Origin of the sequence: Prosthecobacter sp. (assembly GCF_029946185.1) — a bacterium.
Classification (GTDB): Bacteria; Verrucomicrobiota; Verrucomicrobiia; order Verrucomicrobiales; family Verrucomicrobiaceae; genus Prosthecobacter.
The window spans coordinates 22793-48639 of record NZ_JAQSEA010000042.1 but is presented as its reverse complement, the minus strand read 5'-3'; the positions used below and the strand labels follow the sequence as shown (position 1 = coordinate 48639).

General features: G+C 59.2%; 22 protein-coding genes. 12 read left to right on the top strand and 10 right to left on the bottom strand.

Features of this window, described 5'->3' with window-relative positions; genetic code table 11:
• Positions 1–11: 11 nt before the first annotated feature.
• Positions 12–536 (top strand): glutathione peroxidase, encoded by a 525-nt coding sequence (locus tag PSV43_RS02385; RefSeq protein ID WP_300193339.1) that lies wholly within the window; start codon positions 12–14, stop codon positions 534–536.
• A gap of 3 nt (positions 537–539) precedes the next feature.
• On the opposite strand, the gene recO is transcribed toward PSV43_RS02385, so the two are convergent.
• Positions 540–1085 (bottom strand): DNA repair protein RecO, encoded by a 546-nt coding sequence (gene recO, locus PSV43_RS02380; RefSeq protein ID WP_300193335.1) that lies wholly within the window; start codon positions 1083–1085, stop codon positions 540–542.
• Between the two features lie 49 nt (positions 1086–1134).
• On the opposite strand from recO, the gene prfB reads away from it, so the two are divergent.
• The 7 genes from prfB to rnr all read left to right on the top strand — a co-directional run bounded on the left by prfB (position 1135) and on the right by rnr (position 8568).
• Positions 1135–2284 (top strand): peptide chain release factor 2 gene (gene prfB / locus PSV43_RS02375; protein ID WP_300193396.1). Its coding sequence is split into 2 segments (ribosomal slippage): positions 1135–1221 and positions 1223–2284, totalling 1149 coding nucleotides; the frame shifts between segments, so codons are not numbered across the junction.
• 14 nt (positions 2285–2298) lie between these two features.
• Complete coding sequence (locus PSV43_RS02370) at positions 2299–2712, top strand: four helix bundle protein (RefSeq protein ID WP_345784644.1); 414 nt, start codon at positions 2299–2301, stop codon at positions 2710–2712.
• Between the two features lie 48 nt (positions 2713–2760).
• Entirely contained in the window at positions 2761–3627 is an 867-nt protein-coding gene (locus PSV43_RS02365; protein WP_300193329.1) for an AraC family transcriptional regulator, read from the top strand.
• Positions 3628–3674: 47 nt separating this feature from the next.
• A complete protein-coding gene (locus PSV43_RS02360; protein ID WP_300193326.1) occupies positions 3675–4472 on the top strand; it encodes an Hsp33 family molecular chaperone HslO in 798 nt (265 codons plus the stop codon).
• A 27-nt stretch (positions 4473–4499) separates the two neighbouring features.
• A complete protein-coding gene (locus PSV43_RS02355) occupies positions 4500–5585 on the top strand; it encodes a glycosyltransferase family 4 protein (RefSeq protein ID WP_300193323.1) in 1086 nt (361 codons plus the stop codon).
• Positions 5586–5755: 170 nt separating this feature from the next.
• Complete coding sequence (locus PSV43_RS02350) at positions 5756–6292, top strand: YkgJ family cysteine cluster protein (RefSeq protein ID WP_300193321.1); 537 nt, start codon at positions 5756–5758, stop codon at positions 6290–6292.
• Between the two features lie 47 nt (positions 6293–6339).
• Positions 6340–8568, top strand: coding sequence for a ribonuclease R (gene rnr, locus PSV43_RS02345; protein ID WP_300193318.1), 2229 nt, complete (start codon positions 6340–6342; stop codon positions 8566–8568).
• 6 nt (positions 8569–8574) lie between these two features.
• Here rnr and trpS read toward each other — a convergent pair whose 3' ends face one another.
• From trpS to PSV43_RS02305, 8 genes are all read right to left on the bottom strand, one after another.
• Entirely contained in the window at positions 8575–9540 is a 966-nt protein-coding gene (gene trpS, locus PSV43_RS02340; protein ID WP_300193316.1) for a tryptophan--tRNA ligase, read from the bottom strand.
• Positions 9541–9678: 138 nt separating this feature from the next.
• A complete protein-coding gene (locus tag PSV43_RS02335; protein WP_300193314.1) occupies positions 9679–13230 on the bottom strand; it encodes a DUF3857 domain-containing protein in 3552 nt (1183 codons plus the stop codon).
• Positions 13231–13285: 55 nt separating this feature from the next.
• Positions 13286–13909, bottom strand: coding sequence for a hypothetical protein (locus tag PSV43_RS02330; protein ID WP_300193312.1), 624 nt, complete (start codon positions 13907–13909; stop codon positions 13286–13288).
• A gap of 531 nt (positions 13910–14440) precedes the next feature.
• Positions 14441–15307, bottom strand: a complete 867-nt coding sequence (locus PSV43_RS02325; RefSeq protein WP_300193309.1) for a metal ABC transporter permease — start codon at positions 15305–15307, stop codon at positions 14441–14443.
• Positions 15304–16155 carry a metal ABC transporter permease gene (locus tag PSV43_RS02320; RefSeq protein WP_300193307.1) on the bottom strand — a complete coding sequence of 284 codons (852 nt, stop codon included), beginning with the start codon at positions 16153–16155 and terminating at the stop codon, positions 15304–15306. The genes PSV43_RS02325 and PSV43_RS02320 overlap by 4 nt, the downstream gene beginning before the upstream one ends.
• Positions 16152–17060, bottom strand: a complete 909-nt coding sequence (locus PSV43_RS02315; RefSeq protein WP_300193305.1) for a manganese/iron ABC transporter ATP-binding protein — start codon at positions 17058–17060, stop codon at positions 16152–16154. Before PSV43_RS02315 ends, PSV43_RS02320 begins: the two co-directional genes overlap by 4 nt.
• A 2-nt stretch (positions 17061–17062) precedes the next feature.
• Positions 17063–17962: a metal ABC transporter substrate-binding protein gene (locus tag PSV43_RS02310; RefSeq protein WP_300193302.1), complete on the bottom strand. Its 900-nt coding sequence runs from the start codon at positions 17960–17962 to the stop codon at positions 17063–17065.
• 6 nt (positions 17963–17968) lie between these two features.
• Positions 17969–18757 (bottom strand): transporter, encoded by a 789-nt coding sequence (locus PSV43_RS02305; protein ID WP_300193300.1) that lies wholly within the window; start codon positions 18755–18757, stop codon positions 17969–17971.
• 127 nt (positions 18758–18884) lie between these two features.
• Here PSV43_RS02305 and mntR point away from each other — a divergent pair, with 127 nt between their 5' ends.
• From mntR to PSV43_RS02285, 4 genes are all read left to right on the top strand, one after another.
• Complete coding sequence (gene mntR, locus PSV43_RS02300) at positions 18885–19334, top strand: transcriptional regulator MntR (RefSeq protein WP_300193297.1); 450 nt, start codon at positions 18885–18887, stop codon at positions 19332–19334.
• Between the two features lie 188 nt (positions 19335–19522).
• A complete protein-coding gene (locus PSV43_RS02295; protein WP_300193294.1) occupies positions 19523–20020 on the top strand; it encodes a hypothetical protein in 498 nt (165 codons plus the stop codon).
• Positions 20021–20121: 101 nt separating this feature from the next.
• Positions 20122–21372, top strand: coding sequence for a TolC family protein (locus tag PSV43_RS02290; RefSeq protein WP_300193291.1), 1251 nt, complete (start codon positions 20122–20124; stop codon positions 21370–21372).
• 36 nt (positions 21373–21408) lie between these two features.
• Positions 21409–24540 carry a CusA/CzcA family heavy metal efflux RND transporter gene (locus PSV43_RS02285; protein WP_300193288.1) on the top strand — a complete coding sequence of 1044 codons (3132 nt, stop codon included), beginning with the start codon at positions 21409–21411 and terminating at the stop codon, positions 24538–24540.
• Here the strand turns inward: PSV43_RS02285 and PSV43_RS02280 are convergent, their stop codons facing one another.
• Positions 24541–25824 (bottom strand): DUF1501 domain-containing protein, encoded by a 1284-nt coding sequence (locus tag PSV43_RS02280; RefSeq protein ID WP_300193285.1) that lies wholly within the window; start codon positions 25822–25824, stop codon positions 24541–24543.
• Positions 25825–25847 lie beyond the last annotated feature (23 nt).

The following is a 25847-nucleotide window of genomic DNA, read 5'->3' as shown; positions in this document are numbered from 1 at the left end:
CATTTTTCCACATGAAAACCCTGCTCCTTTCCCTCCTCATGACCTCCATGGCTTTCGCTGCTGACACCCACGTTCAAGATATTGCGGTCAAGGACATCGACGGGAAAGAAACCACGCTCAAGGCCTATGCGGGCAAGGTGCTGCTGATTGTGAATGTGGCCTCCGAGTGCGGGTACACACCTCAGTATGCCGGCTTGCAGGCGCTGCATGAAAAGATGAGTGGGAAGGGGCTGATGGTGCTTGGTTTTCCCTGCAACGATTTTGGCGGACAGGAGCCAGGCAGCGAGGCGGAGATCAAGACTTTCTGCTCGCTCAACTACAAGGTGACTTTTCCCATGTTTGCCAAGGTGGCGATCAAGGGGGATGCCAAGCACCCGCTGTACGCTGCGCTGCAATCTGCTGCGGGTGGCGAAGTGGGCTGGAACTTTGAAAAATTCCTCATCGGCAAGGATGGCAAGGTACTGAAGCACTTCGGCTCGGATGTGGGGCCGGATTCGCCGGAGCTGATGACTGCGATTGAGGCTGCGCTGAAGTAGTCGCTACTTTTTGGACATCCAGTCCGCCAGTTGTCGTCGCTGCACGGGGAGTTTGCGGTGGAAGCTGTCTTCGATGGCCGCGGCGGCCATGCCGGTTTCGCCTTCGGGGATGATGCCGAGCATTTCGGCGAGGCGCTGCTCGAAGCGGGTGATCAGAGCGGGGACGGGATCTTTCGCGGCGAGGTAGTCGAGGGCTTTGACGAGGAGTTCGTGAATCTCGGGGATGGGAGAGTCGGTTTCGGCGACGAGGGTAATGAGCTTGACGAGGTAGGTGGCGGCGAGCACGCGGCCGTAGCTTTCACGCAGGCCGAGGCGCGGATTGGTCCAGCGGGCCTCGGCGAGGGTGTGCAGGTCGCTTGATTTGCTGCGGACGAAGCTCAACTCGGCGGAAACGAACAGGTCCAGCACGCCGTAGTGCGGTGATTTGGGCCGCAGTGATCCCTTGGCCATCGTTTTGAACAGGCCGACCTCCGGCGAGCACCATTGTACAATGAGGCTGCTCTCCGCGTAGCGCGTGCGTCCGATGAGGATGGCCTCGGTTTTTTCCATGATGACAAAAGGCGTTGAACTCGGCACGCCAAGCCTTTATCTACGCTGCATGGAAAAGACCAGCAAGACCATCCTTACCGACCTCCAATCTCTCGACACTACTGCCCTCAAGGCAAGGTTGAGTGAGCTCCGGAGGTATCTTTGACGTCCCGAAACTAAAAGACGAACTGGCCATGCTGGAGGACCGCCTGGCGGCCCCTGGCTTCTGGGATGACGCGAATGCGGCGCGCAAGACGATCGACCGCACGAATGTCATCAAAAAGAAAATAGGACCTTTGCAGGATCTGGAAGGTCGTGCTGGCGACTTTGACGGGCTCATCGAGCTGGCCAAAGAAGCGGGCGACACGGATACGTGGCGTGAGGTTGAGCAGGAGCACAGGACGCTCGAAAAGGATGTCTCCACCTTTGAGCTGAGCCAGCTTCTCAGCGGGCCGTTTGACAGTGGCAATGCTTTTATCACCATCCATTCCGGAGCCGGTGGCACGGAGGCCTGTGACTGGGCGGACATGCTGATGCGCATGTATCAGCGCTGGTGCCAGCGCCGTGGGTACAAGGTCGAGCTTATCGACCATGAAGCGGGTGATGACGTGGGCACGCGCTCCGCGACGCTCGAAATCATCGGAGAAAACGCTTTTGGTTTCCTGCAAACTGAGCGCGGCGTGCACCGCCTCGTACGCATCTCGCCGTTTGATGCGGCGAAGAAGCGCCATACGAGTTTTGCCTCGATTGACGTGACGCCTGACTCCGAAGAGGAGATCGACATTATCGTGCGCGATGAAGATCTGCGCGTGGACACCTACCGTGCGGGCGGCAAAGGCGGGCAGAACGTGAACAAGGTGGAAACGGCCGTGCGACTTACGCATCTTCCCAGTGGCGTGATTGTGGCCTGCCAGATCGAACGCAGCCAGCCGAAAAACCGTGCCAAAGCGATGGCGATGCTCAAGGCGAAGCTCTACCAGATCGAAGAAGACAAGCGTCAGGCTGAGATCGACCGCCAGTATGGCGAGAAGAGCGACATCGGCTGGGGCAGCCAGATTCGCAGCTACGTTTTCCAGCCCTACCAGATGGTCAAAGATCACCGCACGGGCGAAAAGACCAGCAGTGTGCAGGCCGTCATGGACGGTGACCTAGATGCCTTCATGGAAGCCAAGCTGCGCGGCCGGAAAGCCGGCGACAACGACAAGGACGACGACGTCTAGTTGCTGGATTCTCGATGTTGGATGCTGGATGTCTGAAAATGGGTGGTTATATGAGCTATCAAAATCTCGACATCTGGCAGTTAGCTAAGCAATCCTCGATTGAAATCCACACCATGACTTTGAATACGCTCCCAAAGTTTGAGTTGTATGAACAAGGTTCGCAGATTCGTCGTTCATCGAAGTCGGTTCGCTCCACCATCGTGGAAGGCTATGGTAGGCGTGAGTACAAACAGGATTTTGTGCTACGCTTGACCTACGCCCTGGCATCAAATGACGAAACCATTGATCATCTGGACACTCTGCGCGAAACTGGCACCCTCACGGATGAAACACTCTATGCCAGTCTCCACGAAAACCTCACACACCTCGGCAAAAAGCTAAATCTCTTCATCCAAGCTGTCCGACAAGGCCACCGATCCTCAAAATAGACATTCTGGATCCAGCATCCAACATCGAGAATCCAGCAACTAGCCCCTATGAAGCCCGTTTTCGAGAAAGTCCCCAAGCGTCAGTGGGAGTCCTTCCACTGTGAGACGGTACGTGCGTTGGACTATGGGACGCGGTGGCATTTTCATCCGGAATTCCAGCTGACGCTGGCGATAGAGAGTCGCGGGCACCGGGTGGTGGGGGATAATATCAGTGCGCTTACAGATGGAGACATCGTGCTGATTGGAGCCAATCTGCCGCATGTCTGGCATCAGGACACGAGCGCGAAGTCGCGGCGGGTGAATGCCATCATCGTGCGTTTTGATGAGGATTTCCTGGGGCGTGATTTCATGGCGCTGCCGGAGATGGAGCTGGTGAGGCGGCTGCTGCAGCGTGCGGCGCGTGGGCTGGAGGTGCGCGGTGCCGCCCGTGCGGTGGTGACGGAGCACATGAAGCGTCTCGCTGGCAGCGAAGGTCTGGCACGGGTGATTGAACTGCTGGCGGTGCTCAATGCGCTGGCCGGGGCAGATGATCTGAAGGCGCTGGCCAGCTCCAACTTCGAGCCCAAGCTGGAGTCTGCCGACCAAGGGCGGATGGAGCGGGTGATCGACTTCATTCACACGCATCTGACCGAGGAAATTGATCGTGAGCGTCTGGCAAAGCTGGCGCACCTCAGTCTGGGTGCGTTCAGCCGCTTCTTCCATTCACGCACAGGCAAGACCGTGCCGCAGTATGTGAACGAGGTGCGCATTGGCCGTGCCTGCGGCATGCTGGCGGAGGATGTGTCAAACATCACGGACATCGCGATGGACTGCGGTTATCGCAATCTGGCGAACTTCAACCGGCGCTTCCGCGAGGTGATGGAGACCACCCCGAGCGCCTACCGGCAAAAATTTCGCGGCATGGCGGGGAGGTGACGCCTGCGCCACTTGCGCGGCCATTCATCCGGTGAGATAAGCAGTACATGAGTCAGATGCTTGAACCGGATCTTTCCGTGGTGGACCTCCGCTCCTACTTCGTGCGGAAGCGCAATGCGCTGCTGGTGCGCGGGCGCTTCAGTCCACTCTATCTCGATTACTACCTGCACCTGATGCAGCATGGCCTGCAGAATGCAGAGCCGCTGGACCAGATGCTCAAGGATGCGCTGGCCGCGCTGGCGCTGCATCTCGGCTCACGACCGCAGGATGAAAGCTGCGCGTGGACGATCCACGTCAAGGAGCCGCAGCGGGCAAATGTGTTTGTCACTGGGAGCTCGCGCCCTGGGCGGGTGGCGGGCCGGGTTTTTACCGAAGATGTGCGCGAGGAGGGCGAGGCGATGTTCATCGCGCAAACGACGCGTCCGGATCAGGCGCCGCGGCAGAGCATGATCGAGTTTTTCGGCGACGATATGTTGAAGGCGGTGGAAACGTTTTACACCACCAGCGAGCAGCGGCTCACGCGCTTCTTCCGCCTGGAGGATGAAGAGTTTGTGCAAATCTCGGCAGAGCCGGATTGCGATGAGGCATGGCTGTCCGAACTCACGCTGGAGCAGGTGCTTGCACTCGAAACGGCGGAGCATCTGACCCTGCTGGAAACACGAGGCTATGTGTTTGAATGCGGCTGCTCCATCGAGCGCCTGCTGCCCATCATCATGCGCCTGCCGCAGGATGATCTGGACCACATCTTTGCCGATGGCGTGGCGCAGATCACGTGCCCGCGTTGTGGTGCGGTCTTTCGCACGCCGAAGGAGAGCTTTGAGCAGTGGCGGTCCAAGCAGTCGTAGTGCAAGCGTCCCGCTTGCGATAATTGCATGAAACTTGCCCTCATCCGCCGTCAGTTTTCCGCCACGGGTGGCGCGGAACTGTATGTGCAGCGGCTGCTGGGGGCATTGACCGCGGCGGGGCATGAGACGCATCTGTTTGCGGAAAAATGGCAGGGGCAGGCCGCTGGCGTGCAGTTTCACAGTGTCGATGTAGCAGGATCGCGCGCGGAGCGTCCGCTGCGTTTTGCGGAGGGTGTGAACGCTGCTTTGCAGCATGAGAGATTTGATTGCGTTTTCAGCCTGGAGCGCACGCTGAAGCAGGATGTCTATCGCGCGGGCGATGGCCTGCACCGGGTGTGGCTGCAGAGGCGCAGGCAGTTTGCGCCCTGGTGGAAGCGGCCGCTGGTGGGACTGGGGGCGTTTCATCGCAACATGCTGGCGCTGGAGGCGCGCACGTTTGATCCGGCAAACACGCAGCGCATCATTGTGAACTCTGAAATGGTGCGAGGCGAGATCTTGCAGCATTTCCCCGCCTTTCCGCAGGAGCGCGTGCATACGATTCGCAACGGGGTGGATGTGCAGCGTTTCAAGAACGTATCGAGAGTGGCAGCGCGCCAACGCTTTGGACTGGAAGACAACGATTTCGTGCTGGTCTTCGTCGGCTCCGGCTGGGAGCGCAAGGGGCTGCCCTGGCTGCTGAAGTTCATGGCAGGGCGCAGTGATGATCCGCGCCTCAAACTGCTTGTAGTCACACGGGATCGCATGCGCGGCAAGATTCCGCCGAACGTCATTCTGACGGGGCCGCTGAGCGATGTGGAGGCTGCCTACGCCGCTGCTGATGTGCTCACATTCCTGCCCATTTATGAACCCTGCTCCAATGTGGTGAGCGAGGCGCTGGCCAGCGGCATTCCGGTGGTGACGACGAGATTCAATGGTGCCAGCGAATTGATCGAGCCCGGCATCAACGGCCATGTTCTGAAGGATCCCGCTGATCTGGCGTCGCTGGGCAGGTGCGTCAATCACTGGAGAGCGCGAGGAAGCGCCGGGCCCTTCACCACACGGCTGCCGCTCGATCTGGAACTGAATGTGAGGGGCACTTTGCAGGTGCTGGAGCAGGCGGCGAAAGCAGTGTGAGCAGCGTCGGGTTTCTTCGAGAATCCGGGCAGATCGGCATTTCGACAAGGGGCCACCACGCAGCGATTCGTATCACGCGGTGTAGAAGCGCTCAAAGAGCGTGCCGGGCTGCGGTTGTTTGGCTATAGCGAGGGTTGATTTGATGAGTGAAAAGCATTTAACACTTAGGAATGACCTCGGAAGAATTTTCCTCAGCAGCAACGCGCCTGTGCACGGCGTGTGGAATGTGCTGTGACGGGACGATGTTTCAGATCGTGCGGATGCAGTCGGGGGATGTGCCGGCGGAACTGGGTAAGCTGGGGTTGAAAATCCGCTGCCGGGACGGTGAGTATTACATGGAACAACCATGCACCGGGCTGCGGGAGAAACGCTGCACGGTGTATGAGAAGCGGCCGGTGCGGTGCCGCCTGTTCAACTGTCAGCAGCTGGGGCGGCTGGAAAGTGGCGATACCGCTGAGGCTGAGGCGATGGCGACGATCATCGAGACTCGTGAACTGGTGGAAAAGGTGCGCGGATTGATCGAGCAATGCGGACTGCGTGAGGACGGTCAGGCGCTGGTGGAACGCTATGAGCGGGTTGCTTCCACTCCGGTCAATCAAGCGCTGGAACCGGAGCTGGTCGCCGTGCGGGAGGATTTGGAAGCGGTGATGCGGCACCTGAAGGTGCAATTGAATCGCGAATTTAGGCTGCCACCGGGCTCTCCATGACGAATTGCTCGTCATTTGCATCTTTAGTGCCATGATGGCGGATGGAAATGAAAATATTGAAGCTGCTTGGCAGTGAGGAATACATCCCCTCAAACGTGCCAGAGCTGCTTTCACAACTGGGCATGAAGCCCAATCAACAGCAGGTGCTGCAAAGCCAGCTCAAAATCCTGGAGAAACAGGGGAAAATCGTACGCACCAAGGGCAATCGCTACATCGTGGCGAAGGAGGCCGATCTGGTCCCTGGAGTGATTCAGATCACGCGCGGTGGCCGTGGCTTTGTGCAGCCCGATGAAGCGGGCATCCCTGAAATCGGCATCTCGGAGAGCAACACGGGCACGGCAATGCATGGCGACCGCGTGTTGGTACGCCTCGATGTCAGGCCGGGGCAGCAGGACAAGATCGGCAGCGTGGTGCGCGTGCTGGAACGCAAGCGCACGCAGTTTGTGGGCACCTTGCAGCGTTCGAAGCAGTTTCTGCATGTGACGCCGGATGATCCGCGTCTGCCGGGGGCGATCTATGTTTCGGAACCGCGTGACGTGGGCCGCAAGCCCAACGTGGGCGACAAAGTGGTGGTGGAAATCACGCAGTGGGACTCCAAGCAGACGGCGCCCGAGGGCGAGATCATCGAGGTGCTGGGGCCGCCGGATGAGGAGGGTGTGGACATGCTCTCCGTGCTGCGTCATTACGATCTGCCGCTGCACTTTCCGAAGAACGTGCTGCATGAGGCCCAAACGATTGCCAAATCACGGCCCGACAACCAGCCGAGCGCGAAGGAGTGTGCCGGACGAGTTGACTGCCGTGCGCACAACGTCATCACGATTGATCCGGATGATGCCAAGGACTTTGATGATGCCATCTGCCTGCAGAAGCAGGGTGACCAGTGGCTGCTGTGGGTTCACATTGCCGATGTGTCACACTATGTGCTGCCGGGCAGTGCGCTGGATATCGAAGCCAGGAAGCGCGGCAACTCGACTTACCTCGTGGATCGCGTGATTCCGATGCTGCCGGAGGCGCTGAGCAATGAGCTTTGCTCGCTCAAGCCGAACGTGGATCGTCTGACGAAGTGTGTGGAGTTTGTGCTGTCCAAGGATGGGCATGTGGTCAGCTCGAAGTTCTATCCTTCTGTGATCCGCTCGAAGCGGCGCTTCACCTATAAGGAGGCGTTTGCTGCCATCCAGGTGCCGCCGAACAATGAAACCGAGCAGATGCTGCACGATGCGCATGCGATGGCGCAGAAGGTCCGCCGCCTGCGCTTCAAGAATGGCTCGCTCGATCTGGATTTCCCGGAGAACAAAATCCGCCTCGATGAACACGGCAAGGTGCTGCGAATCGAGCGCATTGAGAATGATGTCTCGCATCAGTTGATCGAGGAATACATGCTGCTGGCCAATGAGGCCGTCGCAGGCCGCCTCATGGGCCTGGACCGGCCTTCCGTGTACCGCGTCCACGAATCACCGAAGGAAAAGCGGCTCAATGATTACCGTGAAGACGTGCTGAGCCATCGCGTGGCCTGTGGCAATCTCACGCATCGCCCTGAGGTGCAGAAGTTGCTCAGCCTGCTTGGCACGCTGCCGATTGGCCCGGCGTTGAAGATCGGCTTCCTGCGCTCGATGATGCGGGCGCGTTATGCCGTGGAGCCACTCGGCCATTACGGCCTTGCCAAGACGAAGTACACGCATTTCACGTCACCGATCCGTCGTTACGCTGATCTCGTGGTGCATCGCTCCTTGTTTGACAAGGTCGAGCTGCAGGTGGGCACCGCCAAGCAGATCGCGGATCACATCAGCACGACTGAAAAGAACTCGTCTGATGCCGAACGCGACAGCAAGGAGGTCAAACTCTACGCCTACCTGAGAGCGCAGCTTGTTTCGAAAAAGCCGCAGCCTTATGTCGCGCTCGTCACTGATGTGCGGAACTTCGGCTTCTTCGTTGATGTGCCGGATCTCGGCCTCAGCGGTGGCGTGCCGCTTTCCGCGATCCAGGATGACTTCTATATCTTTGATCCCTCCACGCGTCAGATCACGGGGCGTCATACACGCAAAGTCATCAGCATCGGGGACAATGTCGTCGTGCAGATCTACAAGGTGGACAGCATCAAGAAGCAGGTGGATTTCATGCCTGTGCCGCAGCGAGGCAAGCCAACGCGTTCGGAAGATTCGGAACGACCGAATCGGCGTGGGCCACAGAGTCGCGATCCCAAACGGCCAGCCGCACCGCCGCGCAAGCCGGGACACGGCCACAAGCGTGCGTCGCAGCAGCCGAAGAAGAGACGATAGGAGGGATCAACCCAGGCCCACCGCATCGCGCACACGGCTGAGTGTCTTGCGCGCGACGGCGCGGGCTTTCTCAGCCCCTTCAGCGAGGACTTTGTCCACGTAGCCTTGGTCGGCGACGATTTCGTTACGACGGGCGCGGAAGGGGGCGAAGTAGTCGGTCACGCCTTGCAGAAGGCGCTTTTTGAAGTCGCCGTAACCGACGCCTCCGTTGAGGTGGTCTGCCACCATGGCGTCGTAGTCTGCCTGTGAGGCCACGAGCTTGTAGAGGGCCAGGATGCTGCTGCCTTCGATTGATTTGGGAGCTTCGACCGGCGTGGAGTCGGTCTGGATGCTCATGATCTTCTTTTTGAGCGGCCCGGGTTCTTCAAACAACGGGATGGTGTTGTTGTAGCTCTTGCTCATCTTCCGACCATCGAGACCGAGGACGACCGCCGTCGTTTCCTGGATGCGCGGCTGCGGCAGCTTGAAGAGGCCTGCGCCAAAAGTTTCATTCATCTTGATGGCGATGTCGCGGGTGACTTCGACATGCTGCTTCTGATCTCTGCCGACGGGTACGATATCGCTCTCATAGATCAGAATGTCCGCCGCCATGAGCACAGGATAGGCAAAGAGGCCGTGGGAAGGACTGATGCCGTTGGCGATTTTGTCTTTGTAGCTGTGACAGCGCTCCAGCAGGCCCATGGGGGTCACGGTGCTGAGGATCCAGGAGAGCTCGCAGTGCTCTGGGACGTCGCTTTGACGGAAGAAGACGCATTTGTCCGGATCAAGACCGCAGGCGAGGAAGTCGATGGCGAGTTCGCGGACGAAGCCACGCAGCGTCTTGCCGTCCTGAACGGAGGTGAGGGAGTGGTAGTCGGCGATGAAGTAGTAGGCGTCGCCTTCATGCTGCAGCTTGAGTGCAGGCTCCATCATGCCAAAGAAATTGCCGATGTGGAGTCTGCCGCTGGGTTGAAGGCCGGAAAGGATGCGCATGGAAGGATAAAAGGGGCTGGGGAAAGGGAGGATTTTGAATGACGAATGACGAATGTCGAATACCGAATGCAGTCACTCCGCAGTACCGGGGGCGGCTGCAGGGCGGATTACTGCGGGGCTTGCGTCAGCGTCAACGAGTCACTTCGGACTCACCGCTTTCCATACCAAAGAATGATCCCAGGCTTTGAGCGCGGCGTTCCATTCCTCGTGCCACTGGGCGTAACTGGCTGCGGGATGCATCCCGGTGTTAGAGGTGAATTCGAAGCGGGCGACCGTATCGGTCTGGTCCTGGGTCGTGGCGAGGTTCCAGTGGCTGAAGGTGCCTGCGCGGGACTGGTTCAATCCCTGAAGTGAGGTGGAAGAGATCTGCGGAACATGTTGAATCACGACCTCTGAACGAAAGTGAAAGGGGTAGCGCACCAGGAAAGGATTGTGACGGTTTTTCACAAAGGAGGTGGAGAGGTATTCGTTTTCCCACAATGCGGGCAGCGCGGCACGCTGAAGGTCACCCTCGGAATAAAGACGGCCGAGCACGTCGTAGCTCACGGTCACCAAGGCGGGTTGTGCGATGTCTCCGAGATTGGCAAAGGAGAATTCATGAACACGGACGCGGGCTGTGGTCGCCAGCATGCCCTGCACCTTGCGCAACTGCGCAGTGGCATCCAAGCCGGCAAAAGCGTTGCGCATCCATGCAGCGTAGTAGCCATCCAAGGTAAGGGTTTCTTCCACATGCCAGCCATCGTCCTCAGGTCTGACGATGCGGCGGCTGTCAACTCGCGAGCTGTCCGTTGCAGGTTCGGCATGGGGGGCATTGAGGCGCACATGCCCGGCCTGCAAGATGAGTGCATGCGTGTGCCAGAGGCTGTCGGCATGCCAGAGGGCCGGCGGGAGATTTTTATCCGTGGTGTCAATGAGCCAGTCTGAGCCGAGGGCGGGGACATGCACGACCATGTGGTTGAACTGATCCATGCTGGGCAGCGATGGCTGAATGCGCCAGTTGCTGTTGACGAGTGCCAGGTGGCTTTCAATGCCGGCTGCCTGGAGCAGCTGGTGCATGAGCAAAGCCTGGTCTTTGCAGTCTCCGTACTGCTGCTGGAGGGTCTGTGCGGCAGGATTTGGCCGGCGTGCGCGAGTGCCAAACTCAATGGCCGTATAGCTGACATGCTTCTGCACATGACCTGCGAGGGCGGCTATTTTTTCCTGGTCGGTTTTCATGCCGGCCGTGAGTTTGGCTGCCAGCTCCCCGGTCTGGGCATCGGGTTTGAGGCGGTCTGCGATGTCCTTGAGGTAATCCTCACCGATCTTTGCCCACGTTCCATTATCACCACTCAGAAACACACCGGGGACACGATCCTCGTAAAATCCATTCATTGGCTCTTCACGGTCGTAGGGCTGGTTGAAACCCATCCACGCGATGAGGTTTTTCTCCTTCACCGTCTGCAAGCTGTCTGCATGATCGAGGGAGGTTTTGACCTTGTCGATGTCACCGGTGATGAAGATGATCTCGGCGGCGCAGTCTCCAAAGAGGTGACGTTCAAATGGAAAAGTCTCTGTCTTGCCGAAATCTTGGATGGAGACCTCATACTCAACCGTGCATCCGGGGCGGAGACCGGGAAGCTGAAAGTGGAGTTTCTTGCGATGACTTGCCCCGCCGGTGGTGCTGTCCATCACATAAGCGTCTCCAGCTGCCGTGGCGATGGCTTTGCCGTTCCCGTCCCGGACCACCACGCGGTTGATGAAAATGCGCTCGCTGAGCGGGTCGAAAGTGAACTCAATGCTGCTGAGATCATTGGCCCCCTCAGTGGTGTTGATGCGGATGCGGCGGTGAAAGGTGCGGCGCAAGGGTTTGCCGCTCTCGAAGGCATAGCCTTTGGCGGCAAGCAGAAGGACGGTGGGCTGGCTGGCCCCATAGTCTTTTTCCATGGGATGGGTGTCGAGCGCATGCCGCAGGGTTTCTGGCAGTGCGACTATTTCGACGGGGGTTTTGATGTCGGAGTTGTTGCCCTGGCCGAGCATGGCGGAGGCACGGCGCAGTGCGTCCTGCACGGTGTCGTTGTCCGGTTGTTTTTTATCGGTTCTTTCGAAGGTCTCCTTGGCCTCGCGGTACCATTTCCGTCCCATCTGACTCCAGCCCAAGATCATGAGTGCACGCGGGGCTTCCTTGCCGTCTGCGAGAATTTTTTCAGCGATGTCTGCCGCGCGTGCATGCTCGTCCAATTCGTTGAGTGCCTCGCCGAGATCGAACAGCACGCGGCGGTCATCCGGATAGGCGGCGGAGAGTTCTTCCAGCAATTGCAGTCCGCGTTTGGAGTCACCGCCGTTGGTGATCGTCTGTGCATGCCAGCGGCGTGAGTTGACCCCGGGAAATTTGGTCATCCATTTTTCAGCAGCCTGGGTGGCCAGCGGGTGCTGATCTTTTTCATTGAGGTGCCTGAACCATTCGAGGGCTTTGTCCTCGTCTTTGTAGCCGGTTTCAACGGCTTTGATAAAGGCCTGGTTGGCGGCGGAGTAGTCACCGGCGTCAGAAAGGAGCCAGGCATGATCCACATGCAGCGAGGCGTTTTTTTGAAATGCCCCGATCCGTGGACTGAGGTAGTCCAGGGCAGCCTTGGACTCTCCTGCCTGCCGCAGGGCATCAGCCACGTTGGAGAGGATGGCCGGGTCTTTTGAGGTTTGATCAAACGAGCGTTTGAACCATGGCACAGCTTCCTTGTACTGTTCGCGGTTGTAGAGTGCAATGCCGATGTCGTTCAAGATCAGGCCGTAATCGTTCAGCTTGGCAGGTGGCAGAGCAGGCGGCGGAGATTCGGGCGGCAGAAGGGTGATGGAATCCAACGCGGTCCGCACAAGTTTGATGTCTCCTGTCTGCTTCACAGACCAGCCCGAATGCAACTGGGCCAAGTGACCTTTCACCGCCACACGCAGGATGTATTCATATTCGGTGCCTTCGCTGTTGCGCATGCCGGTGATCTCCAGCCCTTCTCCCCACGCACAGGGCCAGGGCTTGGCGAGCCAGCCATCGTCAGATGGGTACGTAATACCCAGACGCTTCAGCAACGCAGCGGCGGCTGTTTCGGCGTCGGGAACGGGTTGCTCCACATCGACGGGAATGATCATCACCCCTTCCTTGTCACGCAGGGCGGCGAAGTCGGAGAGCGCATTTCCAGACTTCTCCCAGGCGCCCCATTCGGTCGTGGACAGCGCGGTGCGGTAGCCCCATGCCGGCCGGTTCACATTCACCAGCTGCGCTGCTTGGGTGGCCCCCTTGGTGATCAAAGTCTTGATCACGCCTACCATGCTGATGCACATGAAGAAGAACGACAGAATCATGCTCGAAACGGCCTGCGCCAGCCCCTGCCGGTGGACGCTTCGCTCATGGGTCGCCAGTCCGATGATGGCCAGCAGGATGGCAAGCAGGCTGAGAAAGAGTGCAGAGAAAGGTGCCAAAACCAAGGCCGTCGCTTTGAATTCCGGGTGGAGGGCTCCAGCCGCCGTAAGCAATGTCACGATCAAGAGCGCCAGCAAGCAGGCCGCCAGTGACGCGACGCCAATTTTATTCACTGTCGGCCGACGCAGCAGCGTCATGCACTTGATCAATCCGAGTAGAACCAGCAAGGCTGGAATGAATGTGCCAAGGGTGTACCCGATGGGATAGGCCTCTAAATCTGTGGTGGCGATAAGAATCGACATAAGGTGCAGTGATTGCCGGTGAATGTGCTTTGGGCCGGATGGAAAGACGGCGGCTTCAGAGCACTGCTTCCGGAGTGTTCCACCCGCGAAAGAGGCGGATTTGATGAATGAGATTGCGAACAACGAACACCGTTATAAGGCAGGCCTGGGTGAGGCCGCCTAAATTGCTGGCGAGGTTGAGCGTGGTGGAGAGTGTCGATGTTGTGGCTTCCTCGCCTCCGGGCGTTGCCGTATTGGCGAGCTCCACGAGTTTGTCGGCGATAGCGATTAAAACGTTAAAAATGATCATGGCTTGGATCAGCCACGCCACGACCCCAGCCGAAATGTCAGACTCTGGGGCGGAGCGCTTTTTTTGTGACGCCCAGCGCATTTCGCGAAGACATTGAAAAGGCATGAACAGGTTCGCCACGGGCGTGATCCACCAGAACCCTGACCCGCGCCCATGCTGAATCAGATTCGTACTGTAAAGCCTGAGGAGCGAGCCGAATGCGCAGCCCTGCCACAGGATGAGCAGCACAAACATGGCTGCTACTGGCCAGCCTATCCGGCTGTCGAAGGCATTGACGCATTGATTGAACCAGTCGGGCAGCCCGGTGATGCCGGCGAGCAGGAACAGGGCGTAGATGGCGAATACAAACCGCATGAAGCCGAGAACCACCAGGTCAATCACCAGCAGCATTGCCGAAAACCACAGCCAGCCGGTGGGACCTGCGATGATTCTGTCAGAAGCCAGTGGACGTGACTGTTTGGGAATGGTCGGAGGCAGCGGCGGTGGAGCAGACGGCGGACCCTGAGTGACTGGCCGTGCTGCAGCAGAAACCCACTCCTCAGAGGCATTCCGCCGGATTTGTATTTCTGCAGCATTCTTCTCCTGCTCCAGCAGGGCACGAAGTTCTGCGTCGCTGATGGGACCAATCTCCGAGTCTGACCGCTTATAATACCATTCTTCCATTTGAATTCGGTTTAACCGAAGTTTGGATTCGATGGAAGGTATTTTCGTAGAAACTCTCAATTACTTGGCTTAACTCGCTTCGGGGGGCACGATGAAGAGCGGGACGGTGGCCTTTTGGCGAAGGGCGTCGAGGGTGCTGCCGTGGATGATGTCGCCGATCAAACGAAAAGGCGCCCACAAAGGGATTAAGCGCTTGCTGATTATTGAAGCGCCAGTTTAAACCGATGTCGAGTTGCACATCAGGAGTGAAGAGACAAGTCAAACCACCGTCGAAGGCGGACTGCTGTCAGCGCCCTTATTCAAAGCTGCGCGGGCGAGCAGGCCGTGCTTGGGGCCAAAGACAAAGGCCAACACAAATAATGTGGACTGCACGAGCACGATGCAGGCACCGGTGGCGCCGTTGATGAAGAAGCTGACATAGACGCCGAGGCAACTGGCCAACACGGAGGAGCCAGCGGCGATCATGAGCATGTGATCGAAGCGGTCTGTCAAAAGTCGTGCGGTGCAGCCGGGGGTGACGAGCATGGCGACGACGAGGATGATGCCGACGGCTTGAAGCGAGGCGACGATGGTGGCGGCGAGCAGGGCCAGCAGCAGATAGTGGAGCAGCGTGGTGTTCAGGCCGATGGCGCGGGCGTGCGCCGCATCGAAGCAGAAGAGCAGCAGGTCTTTGCGCAAAATCAGGATGATGGCCAGCGTCAGCACGGAAGCCACGATGGTCTGGATCATGTCCGCGCGCTCGATGCCGAGGATGTTGCCGAACAGGATGTGGTTCAGATGTGCCTCGGTCTCGACTTTGGTAAAGAGCACGAGTCCAAAGGCGAACAGACCGGTGAAGACGATGCCCATGACGGTGTCTTCCTTGATGCGGGTGTTGGATTTAATCCAGCCCGTGGCTGCAGCGCAGAACAAACCTGTGGCGAACGCGCCCACGGCCAGTGGCAGGCCGAGCATGTAGGCTCCGACCACGCCAGGAAGCACGGCATGCGAGATCGCATCTCCCATCAGCGACCAGCCTTTCAGCACGAGGTAGCAGGACAGTACCGCACACGTAGCTCCCACGAGTGCACCGACGAGCAGCGCCTCCTGCATGAAGCCGTATTGAAAGGGGGCGAGGAAGTTCATGAGGCAGCGGCGGCACGGCGCTGGGTGCGTGCGGCGAGGACCCCGTGCTTCGGTGCGAGCACGAGTACGACGAGAAAAACGAGTGTCTGCAACACCACGATGCAGCCGCCGGTGGAGCCGTTGAAAAAGTAGCTGGCATAGGCACCCACCACGCCGCAAGTCGTGCCGGTGATGGTGGCGATGACGAGCATTTTGCCAAATCGATCCGTCAGCAGATAGGCCGTGGCGCCCGGTGTGACAAGCATGGCCACGACAAGGCAGGCGCCCACGGTTTGCAAAGCTGCGACTGCTGTGGCGGAAAGCAGCGCGAGCAGCAGGAAGTGCAGGAAGCGAGTGTTCAGGCCGATGCTGCGTGCGTGGTTTTCATCAAAGCAGTAGAGCAGCAGGTCGCGCCACTTCACACCCAGCACCAGAATGGAAAGTGCGGAGATGATCAGCACCTGGAGGATATCGGGATCGGAGATGGCGAGGATGTTGCCAAAGATGATCGTGCGTAGATTAAGATTGCTCGGATAGAGCGAAAGCAGCAGCAGACCAAGCGCGAAGAAGCTGGTGAAGACCACGCCGATGACCGCGTCCTCGCGCAGGCGCGAGTGATTCTTCACCCAGCCCATGCTCAATGCGGCCAAAATGCCTGCGACGAAGGCCCCGACGGAGAATGGCAGCCCCAGCAGCCAGGCCAGTGAAACGCCAGGGACGACAGCATGAGACAGTGCATCGCCCATCAGCGACCAGCCTTTCAGGGTGATGAAGCAGGACAAAAACGCACACACGCCGCCGATGAGGCCGCTCACCATGATGGCCTTCACCATGTAGTCGTAGTGGAAGGGCGTGAAGAGATCGTTCATTCTCCCGCCTCCTTGGCCCGCTCGTTGACGAGATCTTCGCGCCCCTGACGGTTGGTGTATTCCAGGTGGCCGCCCCTGCCAAAGACGAGCGGGCGCTCGTCATCGGTCAGCAGTTTCACCGTGCGGCCATCGTTTTCCTGAATGGTGGAACTTTCGAAGTGGAACTGCCGCAGGACACCGCCGAAGGCGCGGGAGAGATTGTCTTCAGTGAAAACTTGATCCGTGGGGCCAAAGGCGAGCACGGTGCGGTTCACGAGCACGACTTGGTCGCAAAACTCCGGCACGCTGCCGAGGTTATGCGTGGAAACGAGGATGATGTGGCCTTCCCCGCGCAGGGCGCGCAGCAGTTCGATGATGGCGGACTCGGTTTGCACGTCCACGCCGGTGAAAGGTTCGTCGAGCAGCATGATGCGACCGCGCTGTGCCAGGGCTCGGGCGAGAAAGACGCGCTTCTTCTGCCCGCCGGAGAGTTCGCCAATCTGGCGGTCTTTGAAGTCGCCCATGCCTACGCGTTCCAGGCATTCCTGCACGATGCGCTTGTCATCGGCACCAGGGATGCGCATGAAGTTCATGTGGCCGTAGCGGCCCATCATCACCACGTCCCAGACGCTGACGGGAAAGGTCCAGTCCACTTCCTCGCTCTGCGGCACATAGGCCACGAGTTTACGCTTTCTCGATGCTTCCACCGTGGCACCCGCGATTCGCACATGGCCTTTCGCCGGGCGGAGAAAGCCCATGATGGCCTTGAACAGCGTGCTCTTGCCGCTGCCATTGACGCCCACAAGCGCGCAGATGGTGCCCGCTCCGAGCGTGAAGGTGGCATCGCGCAGCGCAATGTGACCGTTGGTGTAAGCCACGGTGACATCAGTGACTTCAATGGAGGGCGGCGGGGTGGTGTCCGGCATTGTCAGGGATGGGCAAACGCTTTCAAGATGGTGTCGGCGTTGTATTGCAAAAGTTTTAAATAAGTCGGCGCAGGGCCGTCGTCACTGGTGAGTGAGTCAACATACAACACTCCACCGTAACGTGCGCCGGTTTCCTTCGCTACTTGCAGCATGGCTTTGTCGCTGATGGTGCTTTCCGAAAAGACGACTGGTATTTTGTTGGCTCGAACCGTGTCCACGACCTTTTGCACCTGCTGCGGCGTGCCTTCCTGATCGGCGTTGATGGGCCAGAGATAAAGTTCCTTCATGGTGTAGTTGCGCGTCAGATAGGAGAATGCGCCCTCGCAGCTCACCAGCCAGCGTTGATCGCTCGGAATGGCCTCCAGCGCTTTGCGCACGGGTTCGTCCACGGCGCGGAGTTCGGCGGTGTAGGCGGCGGCGTTCTTCGTGTAGGTGGCCTCGTTGGCGGGGTCGAGCTTCACCAGCGCTCTGCGGATGTTTTCGACGTAGATGATGGCGTTCGCGGGCGACATCCAGGAATGTGGGTTCGGTTTGCCAGTGTAAGGCCCCTCACCGATGCCCATCGGTTCGATGCCCTCAGTGAGCACCACGTTTGGCACGTCCCTCACCTGCTGCAAGAATTTTTCAAACCAGCGCTCCAGACCCAGGCCATTCCAAAGCACGAGATCGGCATCCTGAGCTTTCACCAGATCCAGCGGCGTTGGATCGTAGTCGTGAATCTCCGCTCCTGGCTTGGTGATGGACTCCACAATGGCCGCCGTGCCCGCAACATTCTGGGCGATGTCCTGGATGATGGTGAAGGTGGTCAGAATCCGCTTCGGCCCGGTTTTGGGGCCGGATGAAGGCGGTTTGCAGGCAATTAATGCGAGGCAGAAGAGGGCGAGGAAGTGTGGTCTGATCATGATGGATTAAAAACGAAAGCTGACACCGCTAAATACACCAAGATCTGGCGCAGCACGATTTAGGCCGATGCGGACACCGGCATCGAGTACGAAATCGTCCGTGATGGCAAAGGTGACACCGGTGGCTGAGCGGAGCCGTGCATCGGTGTCCTCGCCTGCGCTGATGATGAGTTCGCTATAAGTGCCCCATCGTTCAGTGAGGGTGACGCCAAGGCAAACGGTCGCGAGAAATTCGAGGTCGTAGCCATGGGTCTCCCCATCGGGCACGAGGTCCACCTGGCCCATGGCACCGAGGCTGAGGCGGTCGGTCAGCGTCATGGCAAAGGGCATGGTCACACCACCGGCCCAGGCATCTGCGCTGAATGCGCTGCCAGTGGGGATGGTGATGAAAGGCATCACCGACAGGGCGGTGCGTCCGCTGTCGTTGCCCCAGAGGTTATGTTTGAGCCGGAGGGTGACATCTCCAAAGCCGGAGGTGATCTCGCGCTCATCGTCGGCGCTGAGGGCACGGGAGACTGCGTGGGTATCAAAGACGATCTGGAGGTCGTTGTTGGTGGTGAGGCCGTATTTGAAATTGATCTGGCCATAGATCCAGGAATCCAGCCGGTCAGGGCCTGCGCGATCACGCTCGTAGTCGAAGAAGCTCATTTCGACCTGGAAGAAGCCTGGGGCGACGGAATAGGCGGACTCGGTGACGTCCGGCCGGTCGGTTCTCATCGGGCGCACCGCATCTGCTCCAGATGAGATGTTGCAGGCAAGGGCTAGAGCAAAGAATTGGGATAGATTGGCGCGCATGAGAAAATTAGACCGGACTAAGAACATGAGGCTGGCAAAGGCACAAGTGTTAAAATTAGGCTGGGCTAACATTTCTCCGTGAAATGATTCACTTTGCCTCCACGGACGCCCCGGCTACTTGTCAGAAATGCCTGCCAAGCGCAAAGAAACCACCGCGCATGTCCACTCACCGGCCATCGAAGATTATTTGGAACAGATTCACAATCTGATCGAAGGTAAGGGGTATGCACGCGTGGTGGACATCGCCAAAAACTTGGGCATTTCCCAGGCTAGCGTCACGAACATGATCCAGAAGCTCGATGCGGAAGGCTTTGTGGTGTACGAGCGGTATCGCGGGGTGGTCTTGACCGATGAGGGCCGCAAGGTTGGCGTGGAGATCGCTCGGCGGCATGAGGTTCTGACGCGTCTGCTGGCAGGTTTCGGGCTCGATCCGAAGACAGTCCACGAAGATGTGGAAGGCATGGAGCATCACATCAGCCGTCGGACTCTGGATGTACTGACCCTGTTGATGGAAGAGCTGGAAGGAAATGCGGTCCTGATGCGCAAGCTAAGAAGCAAACTTGAGCGTTTGGGCTAGAGAGGCCGGGATCGCCACGTCGCAGGCCCAGGAGAATGTCCGGACTACCAGCCGTTCGTTCCTTTGCATAAGCAGAAAAATCTAGAGGACTCGGACAATCCCGAGTCAGGAGAGGGCTGAGTTAGGCGCACTTTTTCATGCTAGATTGTCCTCTCAGGGTATGTTACCTTGTACAATTAAGATCCGACATGTTCGCACATCGCCATCACTCCACGCCTTCAAGCAGGCTGGTACATCTGCTGCTGCTGTTTGGCTGGCTGCTTTCCTCCCACGGGATCGCGCCGGCCATCTGCATGGCGGCGGCATTGGCTGATGGTGACCATGCGGTCAAAGTGGGGGTTTCCAATGAGGGGGCAGTGACCGTGGTTCTTTCCCATGCGGGCAAATCCACCGCCGAGCTCAGCCACCATGAGCATGACGCCCTTTGCAGTGTGCTGATCGCTTTTGCAGTAGCGCCTGAATCCTCAGCTTCGGACCATGTTCTGGCATTCCAACAGGTCGATGATTCACGCACCCAGCAGCAGTCGGCCATCCAAGACCTCGCCAATACGGCGGCACCTTTGCTGGTCATGGACTGCACACTCAGCAAGCCGTCCGTGACTGCCGCTCTGGTCGGGCGTATGCAGAGGAGTTCGTGGTCGCGAGGTCTTGCGCTGAAGTCTGGCAGGACCGTCATGCGTTGTTGAGAGCGATGGATTGAATATGCAGGTCCGCAGATGCGGACACTGCGGGCTGCGGATGTTTCCGCATTGCTCTTGATTCACCACCCATTCTCTTTTTTACGCACATGAAACTTTCCTCTCTATTTCTCTGTTTGTTAGTTTGCCTCCAGTTGCCCGTCATTGGCGCAACGGAGCCCGTCTCAGTCAACTCTCTCGTTCTCAAGGCTCTCGCCACCCACCCGGAGCTGCGCTATTACGAGGCTCAAATCGATGTCGCCCAAGGGGGTAAAACCAAGGCGGGTGAGATCAAAAATCCCGACATGATGGTCGGGGTCGGCAACTGGCATATACGCGATCTCGCCACGGGTGCCGTGGGCGATGGCCCCACCTGGGCCGTCCAGCTCACGCAAACCTTCGACTGGCCCGGACGCCTTTCACTGCGCAAGGCCATCGCGCAAAAAGACATCGAACTCGCCCAGCTCGGAGTCGCCCAGTTTCGTGCGGCGCTCGCCGGACGGGTGCGGACCATCTCATGGAAACTGCTTGCCGCTCAGGAACAGACACAGGCAGCCGAAGAGGTGGCGAAACGCTTCCAATCCCTCGCATCCGTACTGCTTCAGCGCGATCCCGCCGGTGCCGCTCCACGTCTGGAGGCCCGTATCATTCAAGCCAGTGCGCTCACTCTTGGCGCAGATGCCACACTCGCGCGCAACGAACTGGCCGCCGCCCGTTTTGAACTGAACCAGCTGCTGGGTGAAAAAGCCGAGCACCCGTTGGAGCTGCGCATGGAAAATCTCGTGCTCAATCCGCCGCCACCGCTTGAGTCTCTGCTGGCAGAGGCACGCCGCAAGAATTTCGCATTGCGCGCCCGCTTCATTGATGTGGAGCAGCAGGGTTACCAGGTGGATCTCGCCAAAAACGAGCGCTGGCCCTCCATCACCGTGCAGCCTTACATTCAGAGGCAGACGTCGTTCACGCGAGAAACCCAAATCGGCATCGGTGTTTCCATTCCGCTGCCGTTGTGGAACCGCAACAAGGGGTCCATCGATGCTGCGAAAGCCAAGGAGGTGCAGGCGGAGGTCATGCTCACCGCGCAGATGCGCCAGCTTGAGCGTGACGTCGCCGCTCAGGCCGCTCATTACCGCATCCACACCGAGGAGCTTGCCAAATGGCCGACGGACACACTGGAAAGTTTCCGCAAGGCGGCTGCAGAAGCCGATGAGCATTATCGTCTGGGAGCGCTGCCACTGGCAACTTATACAGAGCTGCAACGTCAGTACATCGCCTCCGTCAAGGCGGTGCTCACCTCGCAGCTCGGAGCCGTGGAATCACGCCTGCAGCTTGAGCAGCTCACCGGCACCTCACTCGCGAACTAGGCCGCGTCGTCTTTAGAACACTTCGCTTTTGCGGCCATGCTCAATTTCATTCTCGACTTCTCAGTCCGTCAGCGTGCCCTCGTGCTGCTGGGGGCCTTCTGCCTGCTCGCTGCAGGCCTGCTTTCTCTCATGGTCCTGCCCATTGATGCCGTGCCGGATCTCACCGGCCCGCAGGTGCAGGTCAACGTCGCCGTCCCCTCCCTCGCCCCCGAGGAATCCGAACGCGCTGTCACGCGGCCCATCGAAATGGCGCTCTCCGGCATGCCCGGCGTCCTCGAATCCCGGTCCCTCACCAAATTTGGCCTCAGCCAGGTCACCATCCAATTCGAAGACGACACGGACATCTTCCGCGCCCGTCAGCTCGTCACCGAACGCCTCACCGCCGTCATGCGTGAGCTGCCGCCGGGCAGCGCCCTGAGTCTTGCCCCCATCAGCACCGGCCTCGGCGAAATCTTCTACTACACCCTGCACTGGAAAAAGGGTGCCAAAGAGAAGCCCGCCGACGAAAGCGAAGGCCTCATGCGCCTCTGGGAAACGCATGAGTACATTGTGAAACCCCACCTCCGCGTCGTGCAGGGCGTCGCCGAGATCAATAGCAGCGGCGGCCACCAGCGCCAGGTCACCGTTGAACCCATGCTCGACAAATTAAAAGCCGCCAACATGACCTTCGGCGAGCTGGCAGACATCATCCGTGGCAACGTTGAAAACTCCGGTGGCGGCGTCATCAGCCGCGACGGCGCACAGCTCACCGTCCGCAGTGTCGGCCGCGTCAGCACGGCGGAGGAGATCGCCAAGCTTCCCATCAAATTCGGCGCTGCCATTGCACCCATGCGCGTAGAAGACGTCGCCCATGTCCAATGGGGCTCCGGCTTTCGCGGGGGTGCCGCCACCATGGACGGCGAGGAAGTCGTGCTCGGCACCGTCATGATGCTCATGGGGCAGAACGCCCGCGTCGTCTGCCACCGCGTCGCGCCACGTCTCGAAGAATTGCGCGAAAAACTCCCCCCCGGCATGGACTTGACCATCGTCTATGAGCGTTCCGATCTCGTCGAAGCCACGGTCGGCACGGTGGAAAAAAATCTCGTCGAAGGGGCCGTGCTCGTCATCATCGTCCTGCTTGTCCTGCTCGGCAACTGGCGTGCAGCGCTCATCGTGACGCTCGCCATTCCGCTCTCCTTTCTCTTCGCCATCTGCGGCATGGTCCAGGGTGGCTGGTCCGGCAATTTGATGAGCCTCGGTGCCGTTGACTTCGGCCTGATCATCGACGGTGCCGTCGTCATGGTTGAAAACATCGTCCGCCGCATCGGCCTCAAGCAGCACCACCTTGGACGTATCCTCACCAGAGAGGAGCGCTCGCGCGAAGTCCTCGCCGGCAGCAAGCAGATGGCCAGCCCCATGTTCTTTGGCGTGCTCATCATCACCATCGTTTACCTGCCCATCCTCACCCTCACCGGCGTCGAGGGGAAAATGTTCCGCCCCATGGCCGTGACCGTCATCTTCGCCCTCACCGGCGCCTTGCTGCTCGCGCTCACCCTCATGCCCGCCATGTGCTCCTTCTTCCTCGGTGGCAATGTCGCTGAAAAGGAAAACTGGATCATCGCCGGCCTCAATCGCGTGTTTCAGCCCATGCTCCGTGCCGTCATCCGGTTGCGCTTGCTCGTCGTCCTCGCCGCCGTCGGCTTCTTTGCCTTTTGCGGCTGGCGCTTCACCACCCTCGGCGCGGAATTTGTGCCCAAGCTCGATGAAGGCACCATCGCCATGATGGCCTACCGCGAGGTCGGCATGAACCTCAATGAATCGCTGAAGGAGGATCTCGCCATCGGCAAATTCCTGCGCGAAAAGTACCCCCAGATCACCCGGTTCTACTCCCGCATCGGCACCAGCGAAGTCGCCACCGATCCCATGCCGCCCAACGAGACGGACATGTACGTCTTCTACACACCCGTCGCCGAATGGCCCCAAGGCCCGGGCCTGCCCCGCACCAAGGAGGAGCTCATTCAAGCCATCGATGTCGAGGTGAACAAAGTCTTCCCCGATCAGAACTTCGAGTTCGGCCAGCCCATCGAAACCCGCTTCAACGAGATGATGGAAGGCTCCAAGGCGGAGCTCACCCTGCGCATTTATGGCATCGACTTCGATGTGCTGGAAAAGCTCGCCACGCAGATTAAGGATATCCTCAATTCCACGCCCGGCGGCGATGCCGAACTCGAAACCGATGGCCGCCCCAGTACCGTCATTCTTCAGGTGAAGCGCGACGTTCTCACCAAATACGACATCCCGCTCGCCGAGGTGAACCGCGCTGTCTCCGCCGGCCTCGGCGGTGAGGTTGTCGGTCAGGTGGTCGAGGGCATTCGCAAGCGCGACATCGTCGTTCGTCTGCCGGAGGCGCAACGTTCCAAGGAGGACATGATCAAAGGCCTGCCGCTGCGTGTCGGCGACTTCGGCATGCTCACGCTTGGCGACGCGGTGGACATTCGCACCGAAAAAACAGTCGAACCCATCCGCCATAATCGCACCCAGCGTCGTGCTGCCTTGCTCGTCGGCGTCAAAGGGCGCGATATGGAAAGCTTCGTCAACGAAGCCAGTGCGCGCATCAAGCAGGAAGTGAAGCTGCCCGAAGGCTACAGCTTCGAGTTCGGCGGCACCTTTGAAAACCTGCAGGAGGCACGCGCCCGGCTCCTCATCGTCGTTCCCACTGCCCTCGCGTTGATCTTGATGCTCATCTTCTTCGCCTTCGGCAGCATCCGTCAGACCCTCCTCGTCGCCACGGGCATCCCGCTGGCGTTGACGGGCGGCATCATCGCTCTTGAGCTGCGTGGCATGCCCTTCAGCATCACCGCCGCCGTCGGGTTCATTGCTCTTAGCGGCGTGGCTGTCTTGAACGGACTCGTGCTGGTAAACTACTTCAACGAGCTGCGCGAGGAGGGCATGAGCGTGCGTGATGCGGTGCTCAACGGCGTGGCCACACGATTGCGCCCCGTCATGATGACTGCGCTCGTGGCCGCGCTCGGATTTGTGCCCATGGCCTTGGCGCATGGGGCGGGAGCCGAGGTTCAGCGACCACTGGCCACCGTCGTCATCGGCGGCATCATCAGCTCCACATTGCTCACGCTCCTGCTGCTGCCCATGCTGTATGACTGGATCGAGCGTCAGCCTAAAAAAGAGTGATCAGATCAGCGCCGCAATCGGCACGCCGCGCTTGGCACCTGTACCACCATAGATGCTGAAACTACCGCCGTTGCCTGCGGCGATGGTTTCCTGTGGCGGGACACCAAGCAGCGCACCGATGGTGGCGTGGAAGTCGAGAACCGTGACGGGATTTTCAATCACTTGGGTGCCGGTTGCATCGGTCTTGCCATAAGCCTGACCGCCTTTGACGCCGCCGCCTGCGATGAACGATGAAAACGCGATGGGATGGTGCCCGCGCCCTGTGCCGTCGATCTTCGGGCCGCGGCCAAACTCGGTCGTGAGCACCACCAGCGTGCTTTCCAGCAGACCGAGTGTCTCCAGATCTTCCAGCAGCGTGGAGACCGCATTGTCCACACGGCTGGCGAGGTATTCCACCTGAGCAAAGTTGTCTGAATGCGTGTCCCAGCCACCGAGTTCGATCTCCACGAACTTGGTGCCGCGCTCGACGAGTCTGCGTGCCAGCAGGACCCCCTGGCCAAAGTCATCGTTGCCGTAGTCTGCCGCCAAGGTGCTTTTTTCCTGCGTGATGTCGAAGGCGTCGAGGTCCTTGCTCGTCATGAGCTTGATGGCGTCCGCATAGACATCGGCATGTGCTTTGACATCGGCCATGGGATAGCGCGAGAGGAAGCCGCTGTTGAGTGTTTCAGCGAGGCCGCTGCGTTTGCGCAGATTGGTCATGGAGTCGCCGTTTTGCAGCAGGGTGTGTTCCAGGCCTTTGCTGGCATCCAGCACCGGGACGGGGGCATAGCGTGCATCCATAAACCCGCTGCCCGGATGCCCCGCGAGACCTGCGAGGCGGATGTACGGCGGCAAGGTGGAATGTCCCTGCGTGACCTGCCGCGCCACCCAAGATCCGAGTGCAGGATGGCGCATGGTGGCGGATACTTCATAACCCGTGAGCACTTTGTACATGCCCTGTTCATGCGCGCCCTGGGTGTGATGCATGGAGCGAACCACCGCGATCTTTTTGCCGTGCTCCGCCAGTTTGGGAAAGTAGCCGGAGATGAGCAGGTCGTCGGATTTGGTCTTGATGGTTTTCACCGGGCCTTGATGCCCGGTTGGCGCATCGGGCTTGGTATCGAAGGTATCGATGTGGCTCATGCCGCCGCGCATGTTGAGGTAGATGACGTGACTGGCAGACTTCGGCGCACTCGATTCCAAAGCGCGTGCGAGCCCCAAGGGCGGCACCAAGCTGACGCCGAGGCAGGTGCGGGCCATGCGCGTGATGAGTTCCCGGCGGGAGATGTCATCGAGACGGTTCAAGGAGTGCTGCATAAAAGAGGCGG

Coding starts and splice junctions, on each gene's coding strand:
- PSV43_RS02385 (WP_300193339.1), top strand. CDS start 12: ATGAAAACCCTGCTCCTTTCCCTCCTCATGACCTCCATGGCTTTCGCT.
- recO (WP_300193335.1), bottom strand. CDS start 1,085: ATGGAAAAAACCGAGGCCATCCTCATCGGACGCACGCGCTACGCGGAG.
- PSV43_RS02370 (WP_345784644.1), top strand. CDS start 2,299: ATGTTGGATGCTGGATGTCTGAAAATGGGTGGTTATATGAGCTATCAA.
- PSV43_RS02365 (WP_300193329.1), top strand. CDS start 2,761: ATGAAGCCCGTTTTCGAGAAAGTCCCCAAGCGTCAGTGGGAGTCCTTC.
- PSV43_RS02360 (WP_300193326.1), top strand. CDS start 3,675: ATGAGTCAGATGCTTGAACCGGATCTTTCCGTGGTGGACCTCCGCTCC.
- PSV43_RS02355 (WP_300193323.1), top strand. CDS start 4,500: ATGAAACTTGCCCTCATCCGCCGTCAGTTTTCCGCCACGGGTGGCGCG.
- PSV43_RS02350 (WP_300193321.1), top strand. CDS start 5,756: ATGACCTCGGAAGAATTTTCCTCAGCAGCAACGCGCCTGTGCACGGCG.
- rnr (WP_300193318.1), top strand. CDS start 6,340: ATGAAAATATTGAAGCTGCTTGGCAGTGAGGAATACATCCCCTCAAAC.
- trpS (WP_300193316.1), bottom strand. CDS start 9,540: ATGCGCATCCTTTCCGGCCTTCAACCCAGCGGCAGACTCCACATCGGC.
- PSV43_RS02335 (WP_300193314.1), bottom strand. CDS start 13,230: ATGTCGATTCTTATCGCCACCACAGATTTAGAGGCCTATCCCATCGGG.
- PSV43_RS02330 (WP_300193312.1), bottom strand. CDS start 13,909: ATGCTGCTGGTGATTGACCTGGTGGTTCTCGGCTTCATGCGGTTTGTA.
- PSV43_RS02325 (WP_300193309.1), bottom strand. CDS start 15,307: ATGAACTTCCTCGCCCCCTTTCAATACGGCTTCATGCAGGAGGCGCTG.
- PSV43_RS02320 (WP_300193307.1), bottom strand. CDS start 16,155: ATGAACGATCTCTTCACGCCCTTCCACTACGACTACATGGTGAAGGCC.
- PSV43_RS02315 (WP_300193305.1), bottom strand. CDS start 17,060: ATGCCGGACACCACCCCGCCGCCCTCCATTGAAGTCACTGATGTCACC.
- PSV43_RS02310 (WP_300193302.1), bottom strand. CDS start 17,962: ATGATCAGACCACACTTCCTCGCCCTCTTCTGCCTCGCATTAATTGCC.
- PSV43_RS02305 (WP_300193300.1), bottom strand. CDS start 18,757: ATGCGCGCCAATCTATCCCAATTCTTTGCTCTAGCCCTTGCCTGCAAC.
- mntR (WP_300193297.1), top strand. CDS start 18,885: ATGCCTGCCAAGCGCAAAGAAACCACCGCGCATGTCCACTCACCGGCC.
- PSV43_RS02295 (WP_300193294.1), top strand. CDS start 19,523: ATGTTCGCACATCGCCATCACTCCACGCCTTCAAGCAGGCTGGTACAT.
- PSV43_RS02290 (WP_300193291.1), top strand. CDS start 20,122: ATGAAACTTTCCTCTCTATTTCTCTGTTTGTTAGTTTGCCTCCAGTTG.
- PSV43_RS02285 (WP_300193288.1), top strand. CDS start 21,409: ATGCTCAATTTCATTCTCGACTTCTCAGTCCGTCAGCGTGCCCTCGTG.